14 protein-coding genes are annotated in these 17,199 nt (G+C 60.7%); 8 read left to right on the top strand and 6 right to left on the bottom strand.

What is annotated here, in order from left to right; all coding sequences use genetic code 11:
• Positions 1-18: 18 nt before the first annotated feature.
• Entirely contained in the window at positions 19-2,103 is a 2,085-nt protein-coding gene (locus OGV19_RS22540) for a TonB-dependent receptor (RefSeq protein ID WP_264310704.1), read from the bottom strand.
• A 468-nt stretch (positions 2,104-2,571) separates the two neighbouring features.
• On the opposite strand from OGV19_RS22540, the gene OGV19_RS22535 reads away from it, so the two are divergent.
• Positions 2,572-3,891, top strand: coding sequence for an OprD family porin (locus tag OGV19_RS22535; RefSeq protein ID WP_264310703.1), 1,320 nt, complete (start codon positions 2,572-2,574; stop codon positions 3,889-3,891).
• A 138-nt stretch (positions 3,892-4,029) separates the two neighbouring features.
• Here OGV19_RS22535 and OGV19_RS22530 read toward each other — a convergent pair whose 3' ends face one another.
• From OGV19_RS22530 to OGV19_RS22520, 3 genes are all read right to left on the bottom strand, one after another.
• The gene (locus tag OGV19_RS22530) at positions 4,030-5,700 is read right to left on the bottom strand and encodes an FMN-binding glutamate synthase family protein (RefSeq protein ID WP_264310702.1); all 1,671 of its coding nucleotides are present in this window, start codon (positions 5,698-5,700) and stop codon (positions 4,030-4,032) included.
• Positions 5,701-5,846: 146 nt separating this feature from the next.
• Positions 5,847-7,214 (bottom strand): ATP-binding protein, encoded by a 1,368-nt coding sequence (locus tag OGV19_RS22525; protein ID WP_264310701.1) that lies wholly within the window; start codon positions 7,212-7,214, stop codon positions 5,847-5,849.
• Between the two features lies 1 nt (position 7,215).
• Positions 7,216-7,935 carry a response regulator gene (locus tag OGV19_RS22520; protein ID WP_264310700.1) on the bottom strand — a complete coding sequence of 240 codons (720 nt, stop codon included), beginning with the start codon at positions 7,933-7,935 and terminating at the stop codon, positions 7,216-7,218.
• A gap of 140 nt (positions 7,936-8,075) precedes the next feature.
• Here OGV19_RS22520 and OGV19_RS22515 point away from each other — a divergent pair, with 140 nt between their 5' ends.
• Positions 8,076-10,373 carry a TonB-dependent siderophore receptor gene (locus OGV19_RS22515; protein ID WP_264310699.1) on the top strand — a complete coding sequence of 766 codons (2,298 nt, stop codon included), beginning with the start codon at positions 8,076-8,078 and terminating at the stop codon, positions 10,371-10,373.
• A gap of 68 nt (positions 10,374-10,441) precedes the next feature.
• Here the strand turns inward: OGV19_RS22515 and OGV19_RS22510 are convergent, their stop codons facing one another.
• Both OGV19_RS22510 and OGV19_RS22505 read right to left on the bottom strand, forming a co-directional pair.
• Positions 10,442-10,648 (bottom strand): DUF3079 domain-containing protein, encoded by a 207-nt coding sequence (locus tag OGV19_RS22510; protein ID WP_264310698.1) that lies wholly within the window; start codon positions 10,646-10,648, stop codon positions 10,442-10,444.
• A gap of 155 nt (positions 10,649-10,803) precedes the next feature.
• Positions 10,804-11,133 carry a DUF2834 domain-containing protein gene (locus OGV19_RS22505; protein WP_264310697.1) on the bottom strand — a complete coding sequence of 110 codons (330 nt, stop codon included), beginning with the start codon at positions 11,131-11,133 and terminating at the stop codon, positions 10,804-10,806.
• Between the two features lie 887 nt (positions 11,134-12,020).
• On the opposite strand from OGV19_RS22505, the gene OGV19_RS22500 reads away from it, so the two are divergent.
• The 6 genes from OGV19_RS22500 to OGV19_RS22475 all read left to right on the top strand — a co-directional run bounded on the left by OGV19_RS22500 (position 12,021) and on the right by OGV19_RS22475 (position 17,198).
• A complete protein-coding gene (locus OGV19_RS22500; protein WP_264310696.1) occupies positions 12,021-13,469 on the top strand; it encodes a site-specific integrase in 1,449 nt (482 codons plus the stop codon).
• A 1,394-nt stretch (positions 13,470-14,863) separates the two neighbouring features.
• A complete protein-coding gene (locus tag OGV19_RS22495; protein ID WP_264310695.1) occupies positions 14,864-15,169 on the top strand; it encodes a helix-turn-helix domain-containing protein in 306 nt (101 codons plus the stop codon).
• Positions 15,170-15,489: 320 nt separating this feature from the next.
• Entirely contained in the window at positions 15,490-15,648 is a 159-nt protein-coding gene (locus OGV19_RS22490; RefSeq protein WP_198749610.1) for a hypothetical protein, read from the top strand.
• Positions 15,649-15,973: 325 nt separating this feature from the next.
• Positions 15,974-16,273: a hypothetical protein gene (locus OGV19_RS22485; RefSeq protein WP_198749611.1), complete on the top strand. Its 300-nt coding sequence runs from the start codon at positions 15,974-15,976 to the stop codon at positions 16,271-16,273.
• Positions 16,270-16,485, top strand: a complete 216-nt coding sequence (locus OGV19_RS22480) for a hypothetical protein (RefSeq protein ID WP_198749612.1) — start codon at positions 16,270-16,272, stop codon at positions 16,483-16,485. The genes OGV19_RS22485 and OGV19_RS22480 overlap by 4 nt, the downstream gene beginning before the upstream one ends.
• Positions 16,482-17,198 carry a hypothetical protein gene (locus tag OGV19_RS22475; RefSeq protein ID WP_198749613.1) on the top strand — a complete coding sequence of 239 codons (717 nt, stop codon included), beginning with the start codon at positions 16,482-16,484 and terminating at the stop codon, positions 17,196-17,198. Before OGV19_RS22480 ends, OGV19_RS22475 begins: the two co-directional genes overlap by 4 nt.
• Position 17,199 lies beyond the last annotated feature (1 nt).

Raw genomic sequence — 17,199 nt, 5'->3', positions numbered from 1 at the left:
CCGGTGCAGGCAGGAGCATCAGAACCTGTAAGTGCTCGTCACCACCAGGCTGCGCGGGTCGCCCACCTGGATCTGCGCAGCACTGGTTGCCGAACTGTAGTAAGTCTTGTCGGCAATGTTGTTCAACGCCGCCCGCACATCCCAGTCGTGGGTGCGGTAGCCGGCCAGCGCATCCCAGCGGCCATAGCCTGGCAACACCGTGGTGTTCTGGTTGTCGGCATAACGGTCACCGACCAACGTCAGCCCGGTCTCGGCGTACCATCCCAGCTCCGGCTTCCAGGTCACGAACAGGCTGGCGTTACGCTTGGCCACGTCGTTGATGCGGTTGCCCTCCTGGTTGTTGTTGTCCTTGACGATGGTTGCATCCTGCAGGCCGATGCCCCCACGCACGTACCAGTTGCCGACAATGTTGCCGGTGGCGGTCAGCTCGATGCCCCGTGAACGTTGCAAACCGGTGAGCACGGTGATTCTCGGGTCGTTGGCGTCACGCGTGCGGCGGTTGTACAGCTCCAGTTCATACACCGCGAGGGTGGTGGTCAGGCGCTGGTCGAGCCAGTCGCTCTTGACCCCGATCTCTTTCTGCCGGGTGAGCTCTGGCCCGGTGTCATTGCTGTTGCCCGGCGCGCCAGGGGTAATGCCGATCAGGCCACCGCCCACCGGCGAGAAGGTCTTGCTCCACGAGGCGTAGAAGGAGTGGTCGCGCCACGGCGTGTAGACCACACCCAGGCGCGGGCTGGTGGTGTTGCTGTCCTGCGGCTCGGTCAGGCCGTCCTTGTTGGTGGTCTCTACCTCGAACTGGTCGAATCGCACGCCGGCGAGCAACTGCCATTGATCGTTCAGGCGGACCTGGTCTTGCAGGTAAAGGCCACGGCTTTGAACCACGGTGTGGTTGTCGCTCGACAGCAACATGGGGCCAGTGTGTTGCAGGCCACGGTTGGGGTTGCCGACGTCCAGGCTTGGCACAGAGTTCGGCGCAGCGCTGTAAAGGGTCGGGTCGCGCCGTTGGCTGCCGAACTCCAGGCCTACCAATAGCTTGTGCTCCAGCCCCAAGGTGTTGAAGTCGCCCTCGGCTTCGAGGTTGTTGAACAGGTTGCGGGTGTTCAGGTCCTGCTGCCAGCGCTGGCGAGTAACGGTGTTTTTGCTGGCGTCGTAGCCCACCGCGTAGGTGTTGTCGAACTCGCTGTCGAGCTTGAACAGGCCAAGGGTGTGGCGCAGTTGCCAGGTTTCGTTGAGCTGGTAGTTGAGCCGCGAGCGCAGCGACTGGGCGCGGTCATCGATGTAGTCGCGTTGGGTATCGCCATAGGTGGTGCTGCGGCTGACGTCTGCCGGGCGGCCATTGACCCCGGGGATGCCACGGTCTGGGGTGCGGTTGTAGCGGCTGTACTCGTACTGCACCAGCCAGTTCAGGTCGGGCGAGAGCTGCCAGCTCATCGACGGGGCGAACAACTGGCGGCTGCCATCGATGCCATCGCGGAAGCTGTTGGTGTCCTGGTTGCCCAGGTTCAGGCGCAGGCTGATGGTATCGCTGGGGTCGGCGCTGAGGTCGGCGTACAGGCTGCGCAGATCTTCGCTACCGCCTTGCGCCTCGATGCTCGAGCGGCGGCCGTGCTCCGGCGCCTTGCTGACGCGGTTGACGATGCCACCCTGGCTGCCACGGCCATACAGCACCGCTGCCGGCCCTTTGAGCACTTCGACCCGCTCGATGTTATTGAGGTCGCGGATGTACTGGCTGTCGTCGCGAATGCCGTCCAGGTAGAAGTCGTTGCTGGCCTCGAAACCGCGGATGCGCACGCTGTCGAAGCGGGTGTCGGCGCCGCTGCTGACGTTGGGGATGCCTTCAAGCGCCTTGCCCAGGGTGTTGTTGCCGTAGTCCAGAACGTTGGCGGTCTTTACCGTGTCGATGGCCTGGGGCACGTAGCGCACCGGCGTCGAGGTGCGCGTTGCGGTACTGACCTCCTTGACCCGCGGGTTGTCCTCTTCGCGCTCGCTTTCGGCGGTGACTGACAGTTCCGGCAAGGTGGTGGTGGCGGCATTGGCCAGGCTGGCGCTGAACAGCAGCGACAGGCCAAGCGTCAGGGGAGAAAGGCGGCAGGGTACAAGCATGAATACATCCGGACCGAGGCAGGTGAAAAGAGGGTGCGAATGGTAATGCTTGCTATTTGCTGTTGCTTGGGTATTTGTAAAGGCTTGTCTTTACATATGTATCACTTTGTAACTACGCCTTTTGTATACGCCGCTCGCCGAATGTTGGCTGGTTGGTCAAGGCGACATTTCTGACAAAAGAAAAAATGCCCACTGATGGCCTGAACAGGCATGGAAATGCACCAGAGCAGCGGGTGATTTTGGTTATATCAACCTGCATTTCACGACTTTTTGACATTTGTAATCGCACACGGATAGGATTCGGCCAACGCCTGCTGGCCATGACATGGCCATGCTGCTGTTAAAGGCCACCGTGCGATTGCCGGCAAGCCTTCCAGTTTGGATCCGCATAGCGTCGAACCTACGAAGGGGCGTTGGTTCCTGGCGTCATATTGCAGAGCGTTTTTGATTAGGAATAAGGAAAACAACATGTTGAAAACCAGGATCAGCCTGGTCGCCTTGGCGATGATCGCCGCGACCCAGGCACAGGCCAATGAGCAGGCCGACAGCAAGGGCTTTATCGAAGACAGCCACGCCAATGTGCTGCTGCGCAACGCCTACATCAACCGTGACAAGAAGCACGGTACCGATGACCAGATCGAATGGGGCCAAGGCGTCATCGCCAACTTCTCCTCCGGTTTCACCCAGGGCACCGTCGGTGTCGGCGTCGACGCATTCGGCCTGTATGCCCTGCGTCTGGACGGCGGCAAAGGCCACAACGGTGGTGGCGGCGTCGACTTCTTCAAACCGCACGAGACCAAGAACGCCGACGGCAACGCCAGCTCGCCGCATAACCTGGCCCGTGGCGGCGCTGCCGTGAAATTCCGCATCTCCAACACCGTGCTCAAGTACGGTGACCAGATGCCAGCACTGCCAGTGCTGCAGTACGACGACGCACGTCTGCTGCCAGAAAGCTTCACCGGTACCTTGATCACCTCCAAAGAGATCGAGGGCCTGGAACTGAACGCCGGTCGCTTCACCCAGGAAGCGCGCAAGAGTGCCGAGCGTCGTGACGGTGGTGGCCTGAAGTCGATCAACGTCTTCGGCGGTAGCTACAAGTTCACCGACAACTTCACCGCTTCGCTGTACACCGCAGACAACGAAGACGTGATGAAGAAGCACTACCTGGGCTTGAACTACGTCTTCCCGATCGCCAGCGACCAGTCCCTGACCCTGGACTTCAACGGCTACAAGTCGGACATCGACAAGAAGTACGTCCAGGCCGCCGGCCTCAACGGCGACTCCAACACCATCTGGAGCCTGGCAGCCACTTACGCGTACGGTGCACACTCGTTCACCCTCGCGCATCAGCGCAGCACTGGCAGCACCGGCTACAACTACGGCTTCTACCAGAACGCCGGTGGCGTGGGTGACGGTGGCTCGACCATCTACCTGGCCAACTCGTACTGGTCCGACTTCAACGCCGAAGACGAGCGCTCCTGGCAGCTGGGCTACGGCCTGGACTTCGGCGCCTACGGCGTACCGGGCCTGACCTACAAGCTGGCCTACGTGGTGGGTGACAACATCAACACCCGCAACGGCGCCAACCCACAAGGCTTCGGTGAAGGTAAAGAGCGCGAGATCTTCAACCAGATCCGTTACGTGGTTCAGGACGGCCCGGCCAAAGACCTGTCGATCAAGCTGCGTAGCTCGTTCGTGCGTACCAACAATGCTGTGCAGCAGAACGGCTACAACGACGACGGCAACGAAGTCCGCGTATTCGTCGAGTACCCGATCAGCATCTTCTGATACTGATCCAGCTGGGGCTGCTCTGCAGCCCCTTCGCGGGCAAGCCCGCTCCCAAGGTAAAGCGCTTTGTATGGGCATTGCGCTGGCCCTGTGGGAGCGGGCTTGCCCGCGAAGGGGCCGCAGAGCGGCCCCAGTTCATCAAGCTGGAACTGCCTCTTCGCGTTGTTTAGTGGGCACTGCCGCCACGCTTGCAACGTCTCCCGTCTCCGACGCAAAACTGTCGCTGCGAGCCATCCGCCACATCCGCGCATAAAACTCGCTTTCAATCGAGCCACTGAGCAACTCGCCAGGCTTGAGGAACGTATGCAGGTCCGAGAACAAGCCGATTTCGCTGGCACTGACCCGTCGTGCCAAGTGCTTGGGCTTGAGTTCGCAAGGGTGCTCCAGGCCTGCCGCCGCAAGCATCTCGGCCAAGGTATGCAGCGTATTGCGATGGAAGCTGGCCACCCGTTGGGCCTTGTCCGGTACCACCAGGGCGCGCTGGCGTAGCGGGTCTTGTGTGGCAACGCCTGTCGGGCACTTGTTGGTGTGGCAACTCTGCGACTGGATGCAGCCGATGGCGAACATGAAGCCACGCGCCGAATTCACCCAGTCGGCGCCAATGGCCAGCACACTGGCGATATCGAAAGCGCTGACGATCTTGCCCGCCGCACCAATGCGAATATTTGAGCGCAGGTTCAGGCCGACCAACGTGTTGTGCACGAACATCAAGCCTTCGCGCATGGGCACGCCCATGTTGTCGCTGAACTCGCGTGGCGCCGCGCCGGTGCCGCCTTCCTTGCCGTCGACGACGATGAAGTCGGGAGTGATGCCGGTGGCCAGCATGGCTTTGGCGATGCCCATGAATTCCCACGGGTGGCCCAGGCAGAACTTGAAACCCACCGGTTTGCCGCCCGACAGTTCGCGCAGGTTGGCAATGAATTGCAGCAGTTCGACCGGGCTGCGAAAAGCGCTGTGCGCAGCAGGTGAAATGCAGTCTTCGCCCTCACGCACGCCACGGGTAGCAGCAATTTCAGGGCTGACCTTGTGCCCCGGCAGGATGCCGCCGTGGCCCGGTTTGGCGCCCTGGCTGAGCTTGATCTCAATCATCTTCACTTGCGCTGAGCGGGCTTGCTCGGCGAAGCGTTGCGGGTCGAAACGGCCCTCTTCGGTGCGGCAGCCAAAGTAACCGCTGCCGATCTCCCAGATCAGGTCGCCGCCATGTTCGCGGTGGTAGGGGCTGATGCTGCCTTCACCGGTGTCATGGGCAAAGCGCCCCAGGCGTGCCCCCTGGTTGAGGGCTGCAATGGCGTTGGCGCTGAGCGCGCCGAAGCTCATGGCCGAGATGTTGAAGATCGATGCCGAGTAGGGTTGCTGGCACTGCGGCCCGCCAATGGCGATGCGGAACGAGGCAGGGTCTGGTGTGGCCACCGGCAGCATCGAATGGCTGATGAACTCAAAGCCGGGCTTGTAGGCATCGTTGAGTGTGCCAAAGGCTTTCTCAGCGCTTTCATTCTTGGCCCGGGCGTACACCAGCGAACGCTGGGAGCGGGAGAACGGCAGCTTGTCGTCGTCACCTTCGATCAGGTATTGGCGGATTTCTGGGCGGATGGTTTCGATCAGGTAACGGATGTTGCCCAGAATCGGGTAGTTGCGCCGCACCGCGTGGTGGCTTTGGCGCAGCTCATTGAGGCCGACCAGGCTGAGCAGGGTGGTGATCAGTGTGAAGGGCCAGAGCCAGGCATGCTGGGCCAGTAACGGGAGGCTGGCAAGGGTGAACAGCAGGCAGATGAACAGGCAGGCGTAGCGGCTGGGCAGAGAGTGTTTCATGGGTCCATCGCAGGCAGGATGACCCGCCTAGGATAGGCAATGGCGGGCTGCGGAAAACCTGGGGAATCGGTAAAAGACTGTTACCTGATTCCAGGCCTGCGCTATCTATTGCACCGTGCGCAGCTGTTTGTAGGCGCGCGGACAGGTTATCCAGGTAACAGCACGCTGGCCCGCAGCCCACCGCCGTCGCGGTTGGACAACAGCAACTCGCCGCCATGGCTGGCCGCGATCCGCTCTGCGATGCTCAACCCCAGCCCATACCCCCCAGACGCCTGGTTGCGCGACCCTTCACCCCGCACGAACGGGTCGGTGACCGTCGCCAGCAAGCCTGGCGCGATACCCGGCCCTCGGTCATCGACATGGATATAAACCCCCGTGGTCGCACGCTCCAGCGTGACAGAAACCTCTTTGGCGTAACGCAGTGCATTAACCAGCAGGTTTTGCAGGCAGCGCTGCAGCAGCAGGGCATCGACCCGCAGGCTGCCACCCTGGCCATGAACTGGCAGTGGCTCGCTGGCTGTGGACAAGTCGGCACACTGCCGCGCCACCAGCCGGTCCAGGTCCACCTGTTGCAGGTTCTGCTGCTCACCGGCACGCAGGTAATCGAGTACCTGGCCAATCATGTCGTCCATCTGCGTGATGTTCTGCCGCAGGCGCTCACGCTGCTCGTCATCCGGCAGGCGCTCCAGGCGCAGGCGCATGCGCGTCAGCGGGGTGCGCAGGTCGTGGGACACGGCGGCCAGGAAGTAGGCCTTGTCGTTGACCATCGCAATCAGCCGTTGCTGCATCGCATTGAAGGCCTGCGCGGCCTGGCGCACCTCTTCCGGCCCATCCAGCGCCAAGGGCGGCTGCTCCAGATTGCTGCCCAGCCCCCGCGCAGCATCCGCCAGGCGCCGCAGCGGGCGCAGGCACAGGCGCACCGCCAGCAGGCACACCAGCAACACGGCGACGATGCGCAGGGCATAGACGCGAAGCAGGTAGTCGCTGATCAACACCCAGGCGGACTCGCCGCTCCAGCCTTGCAGCTCTTGGCCATCGATGGTCAGCCAATGCCCATCGGTCAGCGGCACGGCAAACTGTATGTGCGCCTGCGCCGTGCGTAAACCGAACAGGCTGCGCCAGACAATCGGCTGGCCCAGTTCATCGGTCAGTTGCACCTTCATTAGCCGAACGTCCTGAGCATGGCCCAGCTCGTACTTCAGGGCCTGATGCAGCAGCAGCTCGATGCGCTTGCGCCCTCTACGCTCGTCCACCTCCTGCACGGGCAGGGACTCGGCGCAGCGCACCTGATAGTGGGCCGGCGCCTGCACGGTACCGGCATGGCAGTCGGCCCTGGCGATCAGCGGCGCGCTGCGGGCAGCGATCAGCCGAACGGGGGCTTCGAGCACCTGAGCGAAACGTACATCGAACCAGATGCTGCTCGACAGCAACTGGATCACCACCGTGCCACTGACCATGATCAGCAGCAGTTGGCCAAACAACGTGCGCGGCCACAACCGGCGGAGCCAACGCATGTCAGGCATCAGCCTCGCTGCGGGCAATGCTCAGCAAGTAGCCTTCGTTGCGGATGGTGAGGATCTGCGCGACGCCGCCCGGCGCCCGTCGCAGTTGCTGGCGCAGGCGGCTGACGCACATGTCCACCGAGCGGTCGTCGGGCAGGTGGTCACGGCCAAACGCACTGCGGGTCAGCTGATCGCGCGATACCACACGGTTGTTGGCCTCCAGTAGCTCGCGTAACACGCGGTGATCGGAGCGGGGCAGGGTCAACGTTTCGCCGTCAGGGCGGGTGAGCAGGCGTTTGACGTGGTCGAGGCGAAACCCGGCGAACTGCTGCGCTTCGACAGCCGGTTTTGCCACGGGCGTGTCGAGGCGCTGGGGCCGACGCAGCACGGCCTTGATCCGGGCAATCAGCTCGCGTGGCTCGAAGGGCTTGGCCAGGTAATCGTCGGCGCCCACTTCCAAACCGATGATGCGGTCCAGCGTGCTGCCTTTGGCAGACAGCATGATCACCGCCAGGCCAGGCGTCGATTGCAACTGGCGGCACAAGCTCAAGCCATCCTCGCCGGGCAGCATCAGGTCCAGCACCACCAGCTCGACCTTGTGCCCAGCCAGTTGCTGGCGCATCTCGATGCCATCAGCGGCCGCCAGCACGGTGTAGCCGGCATCTGTCAGGTAATCGCAGAGAAGTTCGCGGATTTCGTCGTCATCGTCGACAACCAGCAGGGTTGTGCTCATTTGAAAAAACACCTGTTCGGTGAGGGCCGGGGGCGCTCGTTACGTTCAATTACATCCCCGTACAAGCCGGCTCTGGAGCCCCAAGGGCGGATCCCTAGAATCGTAACAAAAAATCATCTGCGAATACGAAGCCTTCCCAAATGAAACCTCGGAGCATTATGAACGACTTCTCTCCCATCAGCCGAGGCGGAAGTCGCCTCAACCCGCTGGCCTTCTTCATTGCCATGGCCATAAGCGGCGGCGCCATGGCGGCTGACAGCCAGCCACTGGAGCTGGATGCCACGCAGATCGAAGACAGCGCGCTGGTGCCTGCCGATGAAACCGGCCAGCTAGGGTACACGGTCGAGAGCAGCCGCAGTTCCACCGGCCTCAAGCTGACGCCGCGCCAGACGCCGCAGTCGGTGACTACCATTACCCGCCAGCAGATGGATGACCGCGCCATCCACACCATCGAGCAGGCGCTGGAAACCACGCCTGGCGTGACCGCCAGCAAGGCCGAAGTGGGTGGCCGCACCGACTACCGTGCCCGCGGGTACTCCATCACCAACTGGAAGGTCGATGGCCTGCAGTTTCAGGGCGGCTCCGATTTCAGCGGCGGGGGTAATGCCCTGAACATGGACCTGTACGAGCGCATCGATATCGTCCGTGGCGCCAACGGCCTGCTTGGCGGCACCGGCGACCCGTCGGCCACCGTCAACCTGATTCGCAAGGCCCCGACCAAGACCTTTGGCGGCAGCGCGTACGCCACCTACGGCAGCTGGGACAAACGCCGCCTGGGCGCCGACCTGAACCTGCCGCTGTCCGAAGATGGCCGCCTGCGTTCACGCTTCGTGATGACCCAACAGGACGCCAACTCGTTCCGCGACAACCAGTCCGAGCGCTCCCGCGCCGCGCTGGCCAACTTCGAGTTCGACCTGGACGACGCCACCACCCTGGGCGCCGGTTACCAATACGAATACAACAAAGTCGTTGGCGGCGGTTGGGGCGCAAACATCCCGATCTGGTACCGCGACGGCAGCAAGACCGACCTGCCACGCAGCACCAACGTGGTGCCAAGCTGGAGCTTCGGCGAATACACCACCCGCACCGCATTCGGCTCCCTTGAACACCGCTTCGACAACGACTGGACCCTTGACCTCAAAGCCGCACAAAGCACCGCCGAGGCCCTCAACCACCGTGGCCTGGCCAAGGTCAACTCGGCTGGGCGCGGCAGCTTTGGCGGTTACTGGGACCAGGATGGCAGCGGCGCCGTGCTTAACGGCCTGCACAGCTCCAGTGACACCACCCAGCAGTCTGCGCAAATCGACCTGTCCGGCCCGTTCCAGCTGTTTGGCCGCACCCACCAGGCGATGGTCGGTTACAACGACAGCCGCACTGTGGCCTGGTCGCCGGAATACACCTGCAACATGGTCAGCGACGGCCGCGTCAGTGCCGCCGCGCTGGGTTGCCAGTTCCGCGCCAACAACGGCTTCCCGCTGACCGACTGGCGCAATGGCGTGGATGACGATTACGACATGCTCGCCTCGCGCACCGGCCGCCACAGCAAGACCACCACCCGCCTGCAGGGCATGTACGCGGCAACCCGCCTGAGCATCACCGACCCGCTGTCGGTGATCGTCGGCGTGCGTACCAGCAACTACTCGGCCATTACCCGCAGCAATGCCGGCGTGCGTACCAGCCAGGAAGAAAACGGCATCGTTACCCCGTACCTGGGGGCTATTTACGACCTCAACGACACCTACTCGCTGTACGCCAGCTACACCGACATCTTCACCCCGCAGACCGCCGAGACCAGCAGCGGCAGCAAGGTTGAACCGATTCGCGGGCAGAGCTACGAGACTGGCATCAAGGGCGAGTGGTTTGATGGCCGCCTGAATGCCTCGGCGGCGTACTTTCGCACCAAGCAGGAAAACAAGGCCGTGCTGGACGGCGACCTGACCACCCCGACCGGCAATGACGCCTACAAGGCCGGGTCTGGCCAGGAAACCGACGGTATCGACTTGGAGATTGCTGGCGCACTGACCCCGAATTGGAACGTTTACGCCGGCTACACCTACCTGCACTTCCGCCGCATTGACAGTGATGGCCGCAGCGATCCGTCACACCTGTTCAAGGCTTCGACCACCTATCGCCTGTCCGGCGCACTGGACCGCCTGACGCTTGGTGCGGGGGTTACTGCGCAGAGCAACATTCGTGCGGTGTCTAGCCCGGCTGGGCAGCCGAGTAATGGCGTCAGCACGGGCTCGACCGACGTTAACTGGTCGGGGTATGCGATTTGGAATGCCATGGCCAAGTACCAGCTGACGGATGAGACCAGTGTCAGCCTTAACGCCAATAACTTGTTCGACAAGCATTACTACACCCGGTACGGGTTCTATGCCGGGGCGATCTATGGTGACCCCCGCAATCTGTCGCTGACGCTGAGCACGTCATTCTGACGCCGCCCCTGTAGGAGCAGCCTTGTGCTGCGAATGGGCCGCAACGCGGCCCCTTTCCCCCCACACAGTCAACTGGATTGCACCCGCCGCACCTCATGAATCGGCTTATCCAGCTGACCCTCAAACCTGTCCCAGTCCTCGCCAAACAACTCCACCGGATGCATGGTCCGATCTGCCCCATTGCCACAGGCTAGCGCCTTGGCAGGGCAGTAAAGGTCGCACCCCCAGCAGATACGCTCGGGGTAGCTCGGGTGGGTGGGGAATTTTTTGGCCATGGCGTTCAGTCTCGTAAGCGTGGGCTGATACCAAGCTATGCGTTCTGGCGCTTTTAGCCTTGATAGAAATCAAGGCGGGCTGCGTCTCGGGGTGAGGTTTTCAACTTATCCTTTCCACGATCAGCATGTAATTGCGAGGGACTGTTCGAGCAGTATCACTGGCAAGCTTCCACAGGCGCTGCCGCAAGGTGGCGCTCCCGCAGCAAGAGAAACAGTGGCAACGCCAATGAAGGGCCGACGGCAAGGCACGACAACGGCAACCACAGCCGGGGGATAGCAAGCCTGCGACCTTCCGCAATCACGAAAAAGACCACCGCTACACCTGAAACGAGTACATCAGCCCAAGCGAACGCAGCAATGTTGCTGGACGTTGCCTGTTGTAACAGGAGCGGTACGTTGAGGCTATGTGCAGCAAGCCACGGGAAAAATTGTGAGAGAGGCAACGCCGCGCCCGTAAGGCAGAGAAAAAGGTAGATGAACTGCACATTGCCTCCTGTAGGGCTTAAGCGAACTTGTTAGCGAGCACGCCACCCACCGGCCATCTTAGGCGCTCGCGGGTTGAATGGGGATTAAAGCAGCTTGGTGGCCTGGTCGGAAATGTCCAGCTTTGATGCCCCCGAATTAACCGGAATGGGGGGCAATCTAAGGAGATTCGCGGATCTGTCTTTGACGTTGATTACGGCGTTTGTTGGGGGCATCTGGGGCTGCTGCGCAGCCCATCGCAGGCAAGCCAGCTCCTACAGGGACCGAGCCGTATTCAAGGGCATTGTTGTCCTGGAGGTGCTGACTTGCCCGGCAAGCGGCCCGCGTTCGCCGCGAATGGGCCCCATATGGTTGCTGATGGCGGCACGCTTTGCGAGCTCGATACGTTCGATTGAGTCCTGATTCGCTCCTGCGGTGGCAGCAAGATAGTCGGTTCCGGTTGGCTCGTAGGAATAAACTAATCGCGCCCGTGACTGGCCAAAGTGGAGCCGGTGGCTATAGCGTGGGTCGTGGCCAGTCGGGGGTGGGTATTTGAAGGATTTGGCGAGATTGCATCGATAAAGCGTCCCCGCCTGCGGGCGGTTCAGCCCTTTTCAGGTAGGAGACGTTAGGGGCAGCGGACACCCAAACAAAAAAAGGCCCACCTTTCGGTGAGCCTTTTTTGATACTGCGTATGGTGCGGCACCAGGAATCGAACCCGGGAACTACTGATTACAAGCCGTTTGCTCTGATGGTTTTCGAGAGGTCACCGATTCTCATGGGATGCCGTGATAACCAGAGAAAGCCCCACATAACGCCGTCTTGATGTCTTTCTATGTTTCACCCGATAGCGTACCTTTGCATCGAAAACGGGGATCGAACGGGGAAAACGTGGAGGCAACGGGGAAAAATGGCTAAGCGCACGCGCATGACTGAGATGGAGGCATACTCCGTAAAAACCCGACAGTCTGAGCCGGTGGGTTCTCGTGGAAAGGGCACTCTGCTTCTCGAGCGCAAAGCATCAGGTGCAATCCAGGCCTATTACCGAGAGCGCACACCTGACAGCGATAAGAGGCTGGTGCTGGGGACGCTCTCCAAGAAGCCCCGTGTAGGGACAGGTGAGCATACCCTTGATGGAATCCGCGCCGAGGCGATGCGTATCTCTGTTGAGGCCGCGGCTGCGGGAGGCCTGGCCAAGTACCTGACGTATGTTGCTCAACAGAAGGCAGCAGTCGAGATCGAGCAAGAGAACGCGGCTGCGCGGATGGAACAAGAGAGGCTTGAGCGCTTGCGCTTGGCTGAGATAGACGCAGCCCGCGGCAGCTTCCATGACCTTTTCTTAGATTACATCGAGTCACGCCGGGCCAAGGCGACCATAGGCGTTGTGAAAGAGCTGGAGCGCTTGTTCAAGAGCAACCTGGCAACCCCCCATCCCGACATCATGCTGATGAAGGCCCGGGACATTCGATCAGAGCATATCCTCACGATCCTCAACCCGATCTGGAATCGCGGCTCCAAGGTCCAGGCCGATCGGATGCGTTCTTTCCTTGTCGCGGCTTTCAATCATGGCCTTACGGTCGAGAGCGTCGTAGGGCGCTCAAACGACAAGGTCTATAGCCTTGAGATCAACCCGGCCGCAATGGTGAAGGTGGAGAAGGTCTCCGCTCCTGTCGAGCGGGCCCTCTCGGATGCTGAGCTGAAGCACTTTTGGCAGACGATCGAGAGCACAGATGGCATTGGTCCGGTGATGGCGCTGCTGTTCAAGTTTGTAATCGCGACTGGTGGCCAGCGCATCAAGAACATCGTCGAAACCACATGGGCTGACTACGACCTGGACGAGGGCACTGTTCTACTCGTTCACCGTAAGGGAAGGGGCGGGCAGACCTTGAGCCGGCCGCACCTGGTCCCGCTTTCGGATCGTGCGATCTCGATCATGCGGCGCGTGCTTGAAATCAGCGGTGACCATCAATGGCCTTGGACTACGCATGGCAAGCAGCCCTTCGTTATCAGTAGTCCGACCCATGCGATAGCGGATTGGATGGATTCCAAGCATGCTGTGGTCGACGGAGTGCGGATGTCGCCCTTTTCGCCCCGCGACCTGCGCCGCACTTGCACCCAGCTTATGCAGCGGTGCGGTGTTGATGATCGCCTGTCCGACCTTCTGCAGGCGCATGGCCAAACGGGGGTTGTATCGAAGCACTATCGGAACAACGCTGAGGCTGCGTTACCGGAGAAGCGTCGAGCACTTGAACAATTTGAGCACTGCTTGGCAGTTGCTCTGGGCGAGCTGAAAAATAAAGATGGCAATGTGCTATCAATGGGGCGGCGGGTCAAGAAAAGCTCCAGGTCAAAGCCGTAACGCATGTCAGCGGCCCCATTCTTGCAGGCGAAGAAGCCGGGCTGATTTAGCAGCTAAATTTTGAGCTCCCGCTTCAATCCCGCCTCCCACCATAGATGCCTGGGCGCCGATGGCTTCAGCAGCGCTGATGATCATTCCGCCCCCCAGGCTGCTGCACGTCGACATTCTCCGCTTGGGGCGACCTCAGGCCCTTATTCAATTCAAAAGAACCCATGGGGAACAGGTCGGAACGGTGAATAGGGTAGCGAATAAGCCCAAATAAACAACGTATCGTATTACGCAGCGTTGTTAGTTACCGGTCAGGATCTTCTGCATCTTACAAAAGAGCGTGCGCGCCACAAAATCGTACTTCATGGTTTTGTGGCGCGAGGTGACGGCTACTTGTTACAGATGAAAAAGAAGATCGGTGCGTGATTGCGAGATGTGGACGGGCGAGGATCGAATGAGGCCCTCATGAGGCCCTCAATAGGGGCCAGTAAAACCGGGGGTTTCAGACGCATCACCTACCGTTCGTCGGCATTTTTTCCTGAATCCATAATCTGCTTTTGCACGTATTGAGACCTTGTTGGTACGTGTGGGGACGTATGGGGCAATGTATACAGGCGCGGGTAGAATGGCTGAGAGGTTTAGTTATCTAAAGGTAACTGCTGACGAGCAGAGAAAGTTGTTGCGACATCACGGGCATCGCCGCTAACATCTGGGCATTCCTAAAGCAGCCGCCAGTTATTTAAACACTATGGCGAACTGTTGGGATGATGGGTCGCGAATCTGCAGACAAAGAAAAGCCCCGACGCTACCAACGTCGAGGCCTTGATCGGGAAGGACGCTACCAACGTCCGCTGCATGATGGTCGACCCAGCAAGCACCCCGAGGTGAAGCATTTCTACGGGCTTCGCGGCGGACTGTAGTACCGGAAGGAACAATACGCAACTGGGTATTTATGCAGTGGCTATGGGCCCTTCAAGCAGTTCGCTCCCTCGGTACGTCTATATCTTAGAGGTACCTACCATGGCTCAAGCCGCCACTTGCATTGCCGATGTATCCAACCTGCCGATCCCCGGCGCCCGCGCTACCGCAGCTCAGCTTTGCGCCAAGTATCAAGTCAGCCGCTCCACTTGGTGGCGCTGGTCCAAAACTCCCGGCTTTCCGGCTCCTATTCGCTTCGGTCGTTCTGTCCGTTGGGAACCTGACTCTGTGGAATCCTTCCTGCGCAGCCAGGAGGCCTAACCCATGATGTCCAATCAACTCTGCGTGAGCGCAGAGAAGGGATCGGCTGGCTTGGAAAAAGCGGTTCTATCCCTTCCCGTACCCTTAAAAAATTTGGTGCATCCCCGCGAGGTCCAGCAGGGGCATAAGAGCGAGCGCGATCAAGCAGGCTGTGAAGGCGAGGGGGCATGAACATGGCAGACACTCCGCCTCTCAATAGTGGTTGCCCAGCGTGCGATAACAATGACACCAGCGGCAGCGCGCAGCGTATTCGCTTGCTTGCCCACTTGCGCCAGCACGGCTCGATCAACACCTTCCAGGCCATCGCGCAGCTGAACATCGTGCGCCCGGGCGCGCGTATTGCCGAGCTTCGCGCCCTGGGTCACAAGATTGCTACTCATCTGAGCACGCTGAAAGATGACCATGGTCGCGATCATCGCAAAGTGGCCACGTACTTCCTGAGCGCTGGGTCGGCGCAGAAGGTGGTCGAATGATGCCGTCACTAAAGATCCGCGATGAACGGTCGATAATTCTGGTTGCAGGCAATTGTGATGCTCGGTATGGTTCGCCGGTCGCTGCAAATTCAGCGGCCGGGTTTGGCGACCCGTCACACGTTAGGCGCAACAGCGCCCCCATCACGATTGCAGGCGCTTTTTTTGTGCCCGCAGTCCCGTGTTATGGCGGCTGTGCGCGGGAGACCTTCGGGTCTGCCGGGTTCCTAACGTCCCGGTTCGCCAACCTGCGTACAGCTGCCACCCATAATCGTTTGGCGACGGTTCGTGGCAGCTCCCACTCAACGTTAGGAGCTCGACCCATGCACGCCCTCAATCCATCCAAAATCCGCGCACACGCCCACCGGCGTCTGGCCCTGGCCGCACTTCGCGCAAATTCTTCCCTGTCTGTCCGTCTCGCCCGCTATAACCATCACGCCGAGATCGCCCGCGCCCTGGAAGGGCAAGGCGGTGCTCAGTGACTCACATTCAGCAAGTCGTCGAGGCCATACAGGGCTTCATCCAGTCTCAGGTCGTGGTCACGAATCCAGGGCAACAAGTGTTCCGTCTACCCCCAGTGGTTGGGGTAGGCCTCGCAGGTGATATCGCCACTTTGGCAAGTGCGGACTTTCCGCAAGCAGCTGTGAGCATCCTGGGTCGTTGCCGTGGCTCTTTGGCCGGGCTGGACGAGGCCATGCGTGTGTCGGATGAAGTCCGTGCCGCGTTGGAGGAATGCCGGCGACAGGCGCACCCAGGCGCAGCTCTGGTGGAACACTTTCAGGCGGCTGTCAATGTCGGAGGTGCCCAATGAATCACTTCCCAATCGATGCAACCATTGAAGGCGAGGTGCTTTCAGAGGCGGTTCTTGATGCCCGCGAGATGTGCTGCATGAACTTTGCCCGCGACGAGCACAAGAAGCTGGAGACGATCCTGTTGACGCTCGTGATCCCAGCGCTGGGCGGGTATGACAACGAGCTGGCCTGCGACATTGCCCGTCACCTCGAGCAGATCCAGTCCTTCAGCGGCAATTATTGTTGGCGCCATCGCCACCTTGGTGCCTCGCATGGTGTTGTTGGCCAGCCTGCTGCTAACGGAGGTCTTGTATGACTTCCGTTATCCAGATGCCGGACGATATCCGGGACGATCTTCGCGACGTGCAAGGCATCCTTGTGCTGTTGAGCATGGCCCTGGCAGTGATCGCCTCGCCTGCCACCCCAGTCATCGTTGCCCGTGTCACTGCCGTGATGGCGCAGCACACCGCCATGGCCTGGGCCGAAATGCTGGACGGCATGATTGCTGAGCAAGGGGGTGATCTGTGAAGACCGACACCACCCAGCGCATCACCCGCACGCAATACCGTGACTTCGCCGAGCTGGCCAAGGAGAGCGGCCTGGCTTTGACGATTGCCACCTTCACTGAGCTTGGTGGCATCTGGGGCGAATACAGCTGCTGGGCGCAGCCGATCGTTCGTGACGCATTGAGCGATCAAACCCAACGTGACGAGCGGGTTGCTATCAAGCTGGCAACCAGTATCAATGCGGGCCGTTTCCGCAGCGCTACTCGTCCGGAAATTGACTGGTCGGCGCTGGATGACAGCGAGATTTATTCATTCATCTTGCATCACGAGATTGGCCACCACCTCGACAACTTCTCGCTCTGGGACTTGATCCTCGCTCCCGATCAGGTGGTAGGCGACCAATGCCACAAGGTGATGTACCGCGTGAACGAGATGCTGGCAGACCGTTATGCGTGGGAGCAGGTGCGGCCTGGCGAGCCACTGCCGCTGAGCGAGACGGGTAAGCGCATGCAGGAGGTAATGGCCGATGACCTGGATCTGTTGCAAAGGCACCTCCCCCGTAAGCGCAGAAAGCCCAGGGCACTGCCGGGCGGCCAGTACGCCTATGTGCCTGCCTCGATGCTGAAAACCGAGGAACTGGCCGCATTCGTCGGGCCGCACGTCTCCCCGGCGCTGATTGAGCACACCCGGAACCACCGCCGCGTTCATCGTCGCGACTCCAGACTGAGGGGTTAAA

The organism is Pseudomonas putida (assembly GCF_025905425.1).
Classification (GTDB): domain Bacteria; phylum Pseudomonadota; class Gammaproteobacteria; order Pseudomonadales; family Pseudomonadaceae; genus Aquipseudomonas; species Aquipseudomonas putida_AF.
Note: the sequence above shows the minus strand (reverse complement) of the source record. Positions and strands in the feature narration are given on the sequence as shown.

Excerpts from the sequence above, each read along its gene's own strand:
- OGV19_RS22540 (WP_264310704.1), bottom strand. The coding sequence starts at position 2,103 with ATGCTTGTACCCTGCCGCCTTTCTCCCCTGACGCTTGGCCTGTCGCTG.
- OGV19_RS22535 (WP_264310703.1), top strand. The coding sequence starts at position 2,572 with ATGTTGAAAACCAGGATCAGCCTGGTCGCCTTGGCGATGATCGCCGCG.
- OGV19_RS22530 (WP_264310702.1), bottom strand. The coding sequence starts at position 5,700 with ATGAAACACTCTCTGCCCAGCCGCTACGCCTGCCTGTTCATCTGCCTG.
- OGV19_RS22525 (WP_264310701.1), bottom strand. The coding sequence starts at position 7,214 with ATGCGTTGGCTCCGCCGGTTGTGGCCGCGCACGTTGTTTGGCCAACTG.
- OGV19_RS22520 (WP_264310700.1), bottom strand. The coding sequence starts at position 7,935 with ATGAGCACAACCCTGCTGGTTGTCGACGATGACGACGAAATCCGCGAA.
- OGV19_RS22515 (WP_264310699.1), top strand. The coding sequence starts at position 8,076 with ATGAAACCTCGGAGCATTATGAACGACTTCTCTCCCATCAGCCGAGGC.
- OGV19_RS22510 (WP_264310698.1), bottom strand. The coding sequence starts at position 10,648 with ATGGCCAAAAAATTCCCCACCCACCCGAGCTACCCCGAGCGTATCTGC.
- OGV19_RS22500 (WP_264310696.1), top strand. The coding sequence starts at position 12,021 with ATGGCTAAGCGCACGCGCATGACTGAGATGGAGGCATACTCCGTAAAA.
- OGV19_RS22495 (WP_264310695.1), top strand. The coding sequence starts at position 14,864 with ATGAACATGGCAGACACTCCGCCTCTCAATAGTGGTTGCCCAGCGTGC.
- OGV19_RS22490 (WP_198749610.1), top strand. The coding sequence starts at position 15,490 with ATGCACGCCCTCAATCCATCCAAAATCCGCGCACACGCCCACCGGCGT.
- OGV19_RS22485 (WP_198749611.1), top strand. The coding sequence starts at position 15,974 with ATGAATCACTTCCCAATCGATGCAACCATTGAAGGCGAGGTGCTTTCA.
- OGV19_RS22480 (WP_198749612.1), top strand. The coding sequence starts at position 16,270 with ATGACTTCCGTTATCCAGATGCCGGACGATATCCGGGACGATCTTCGC.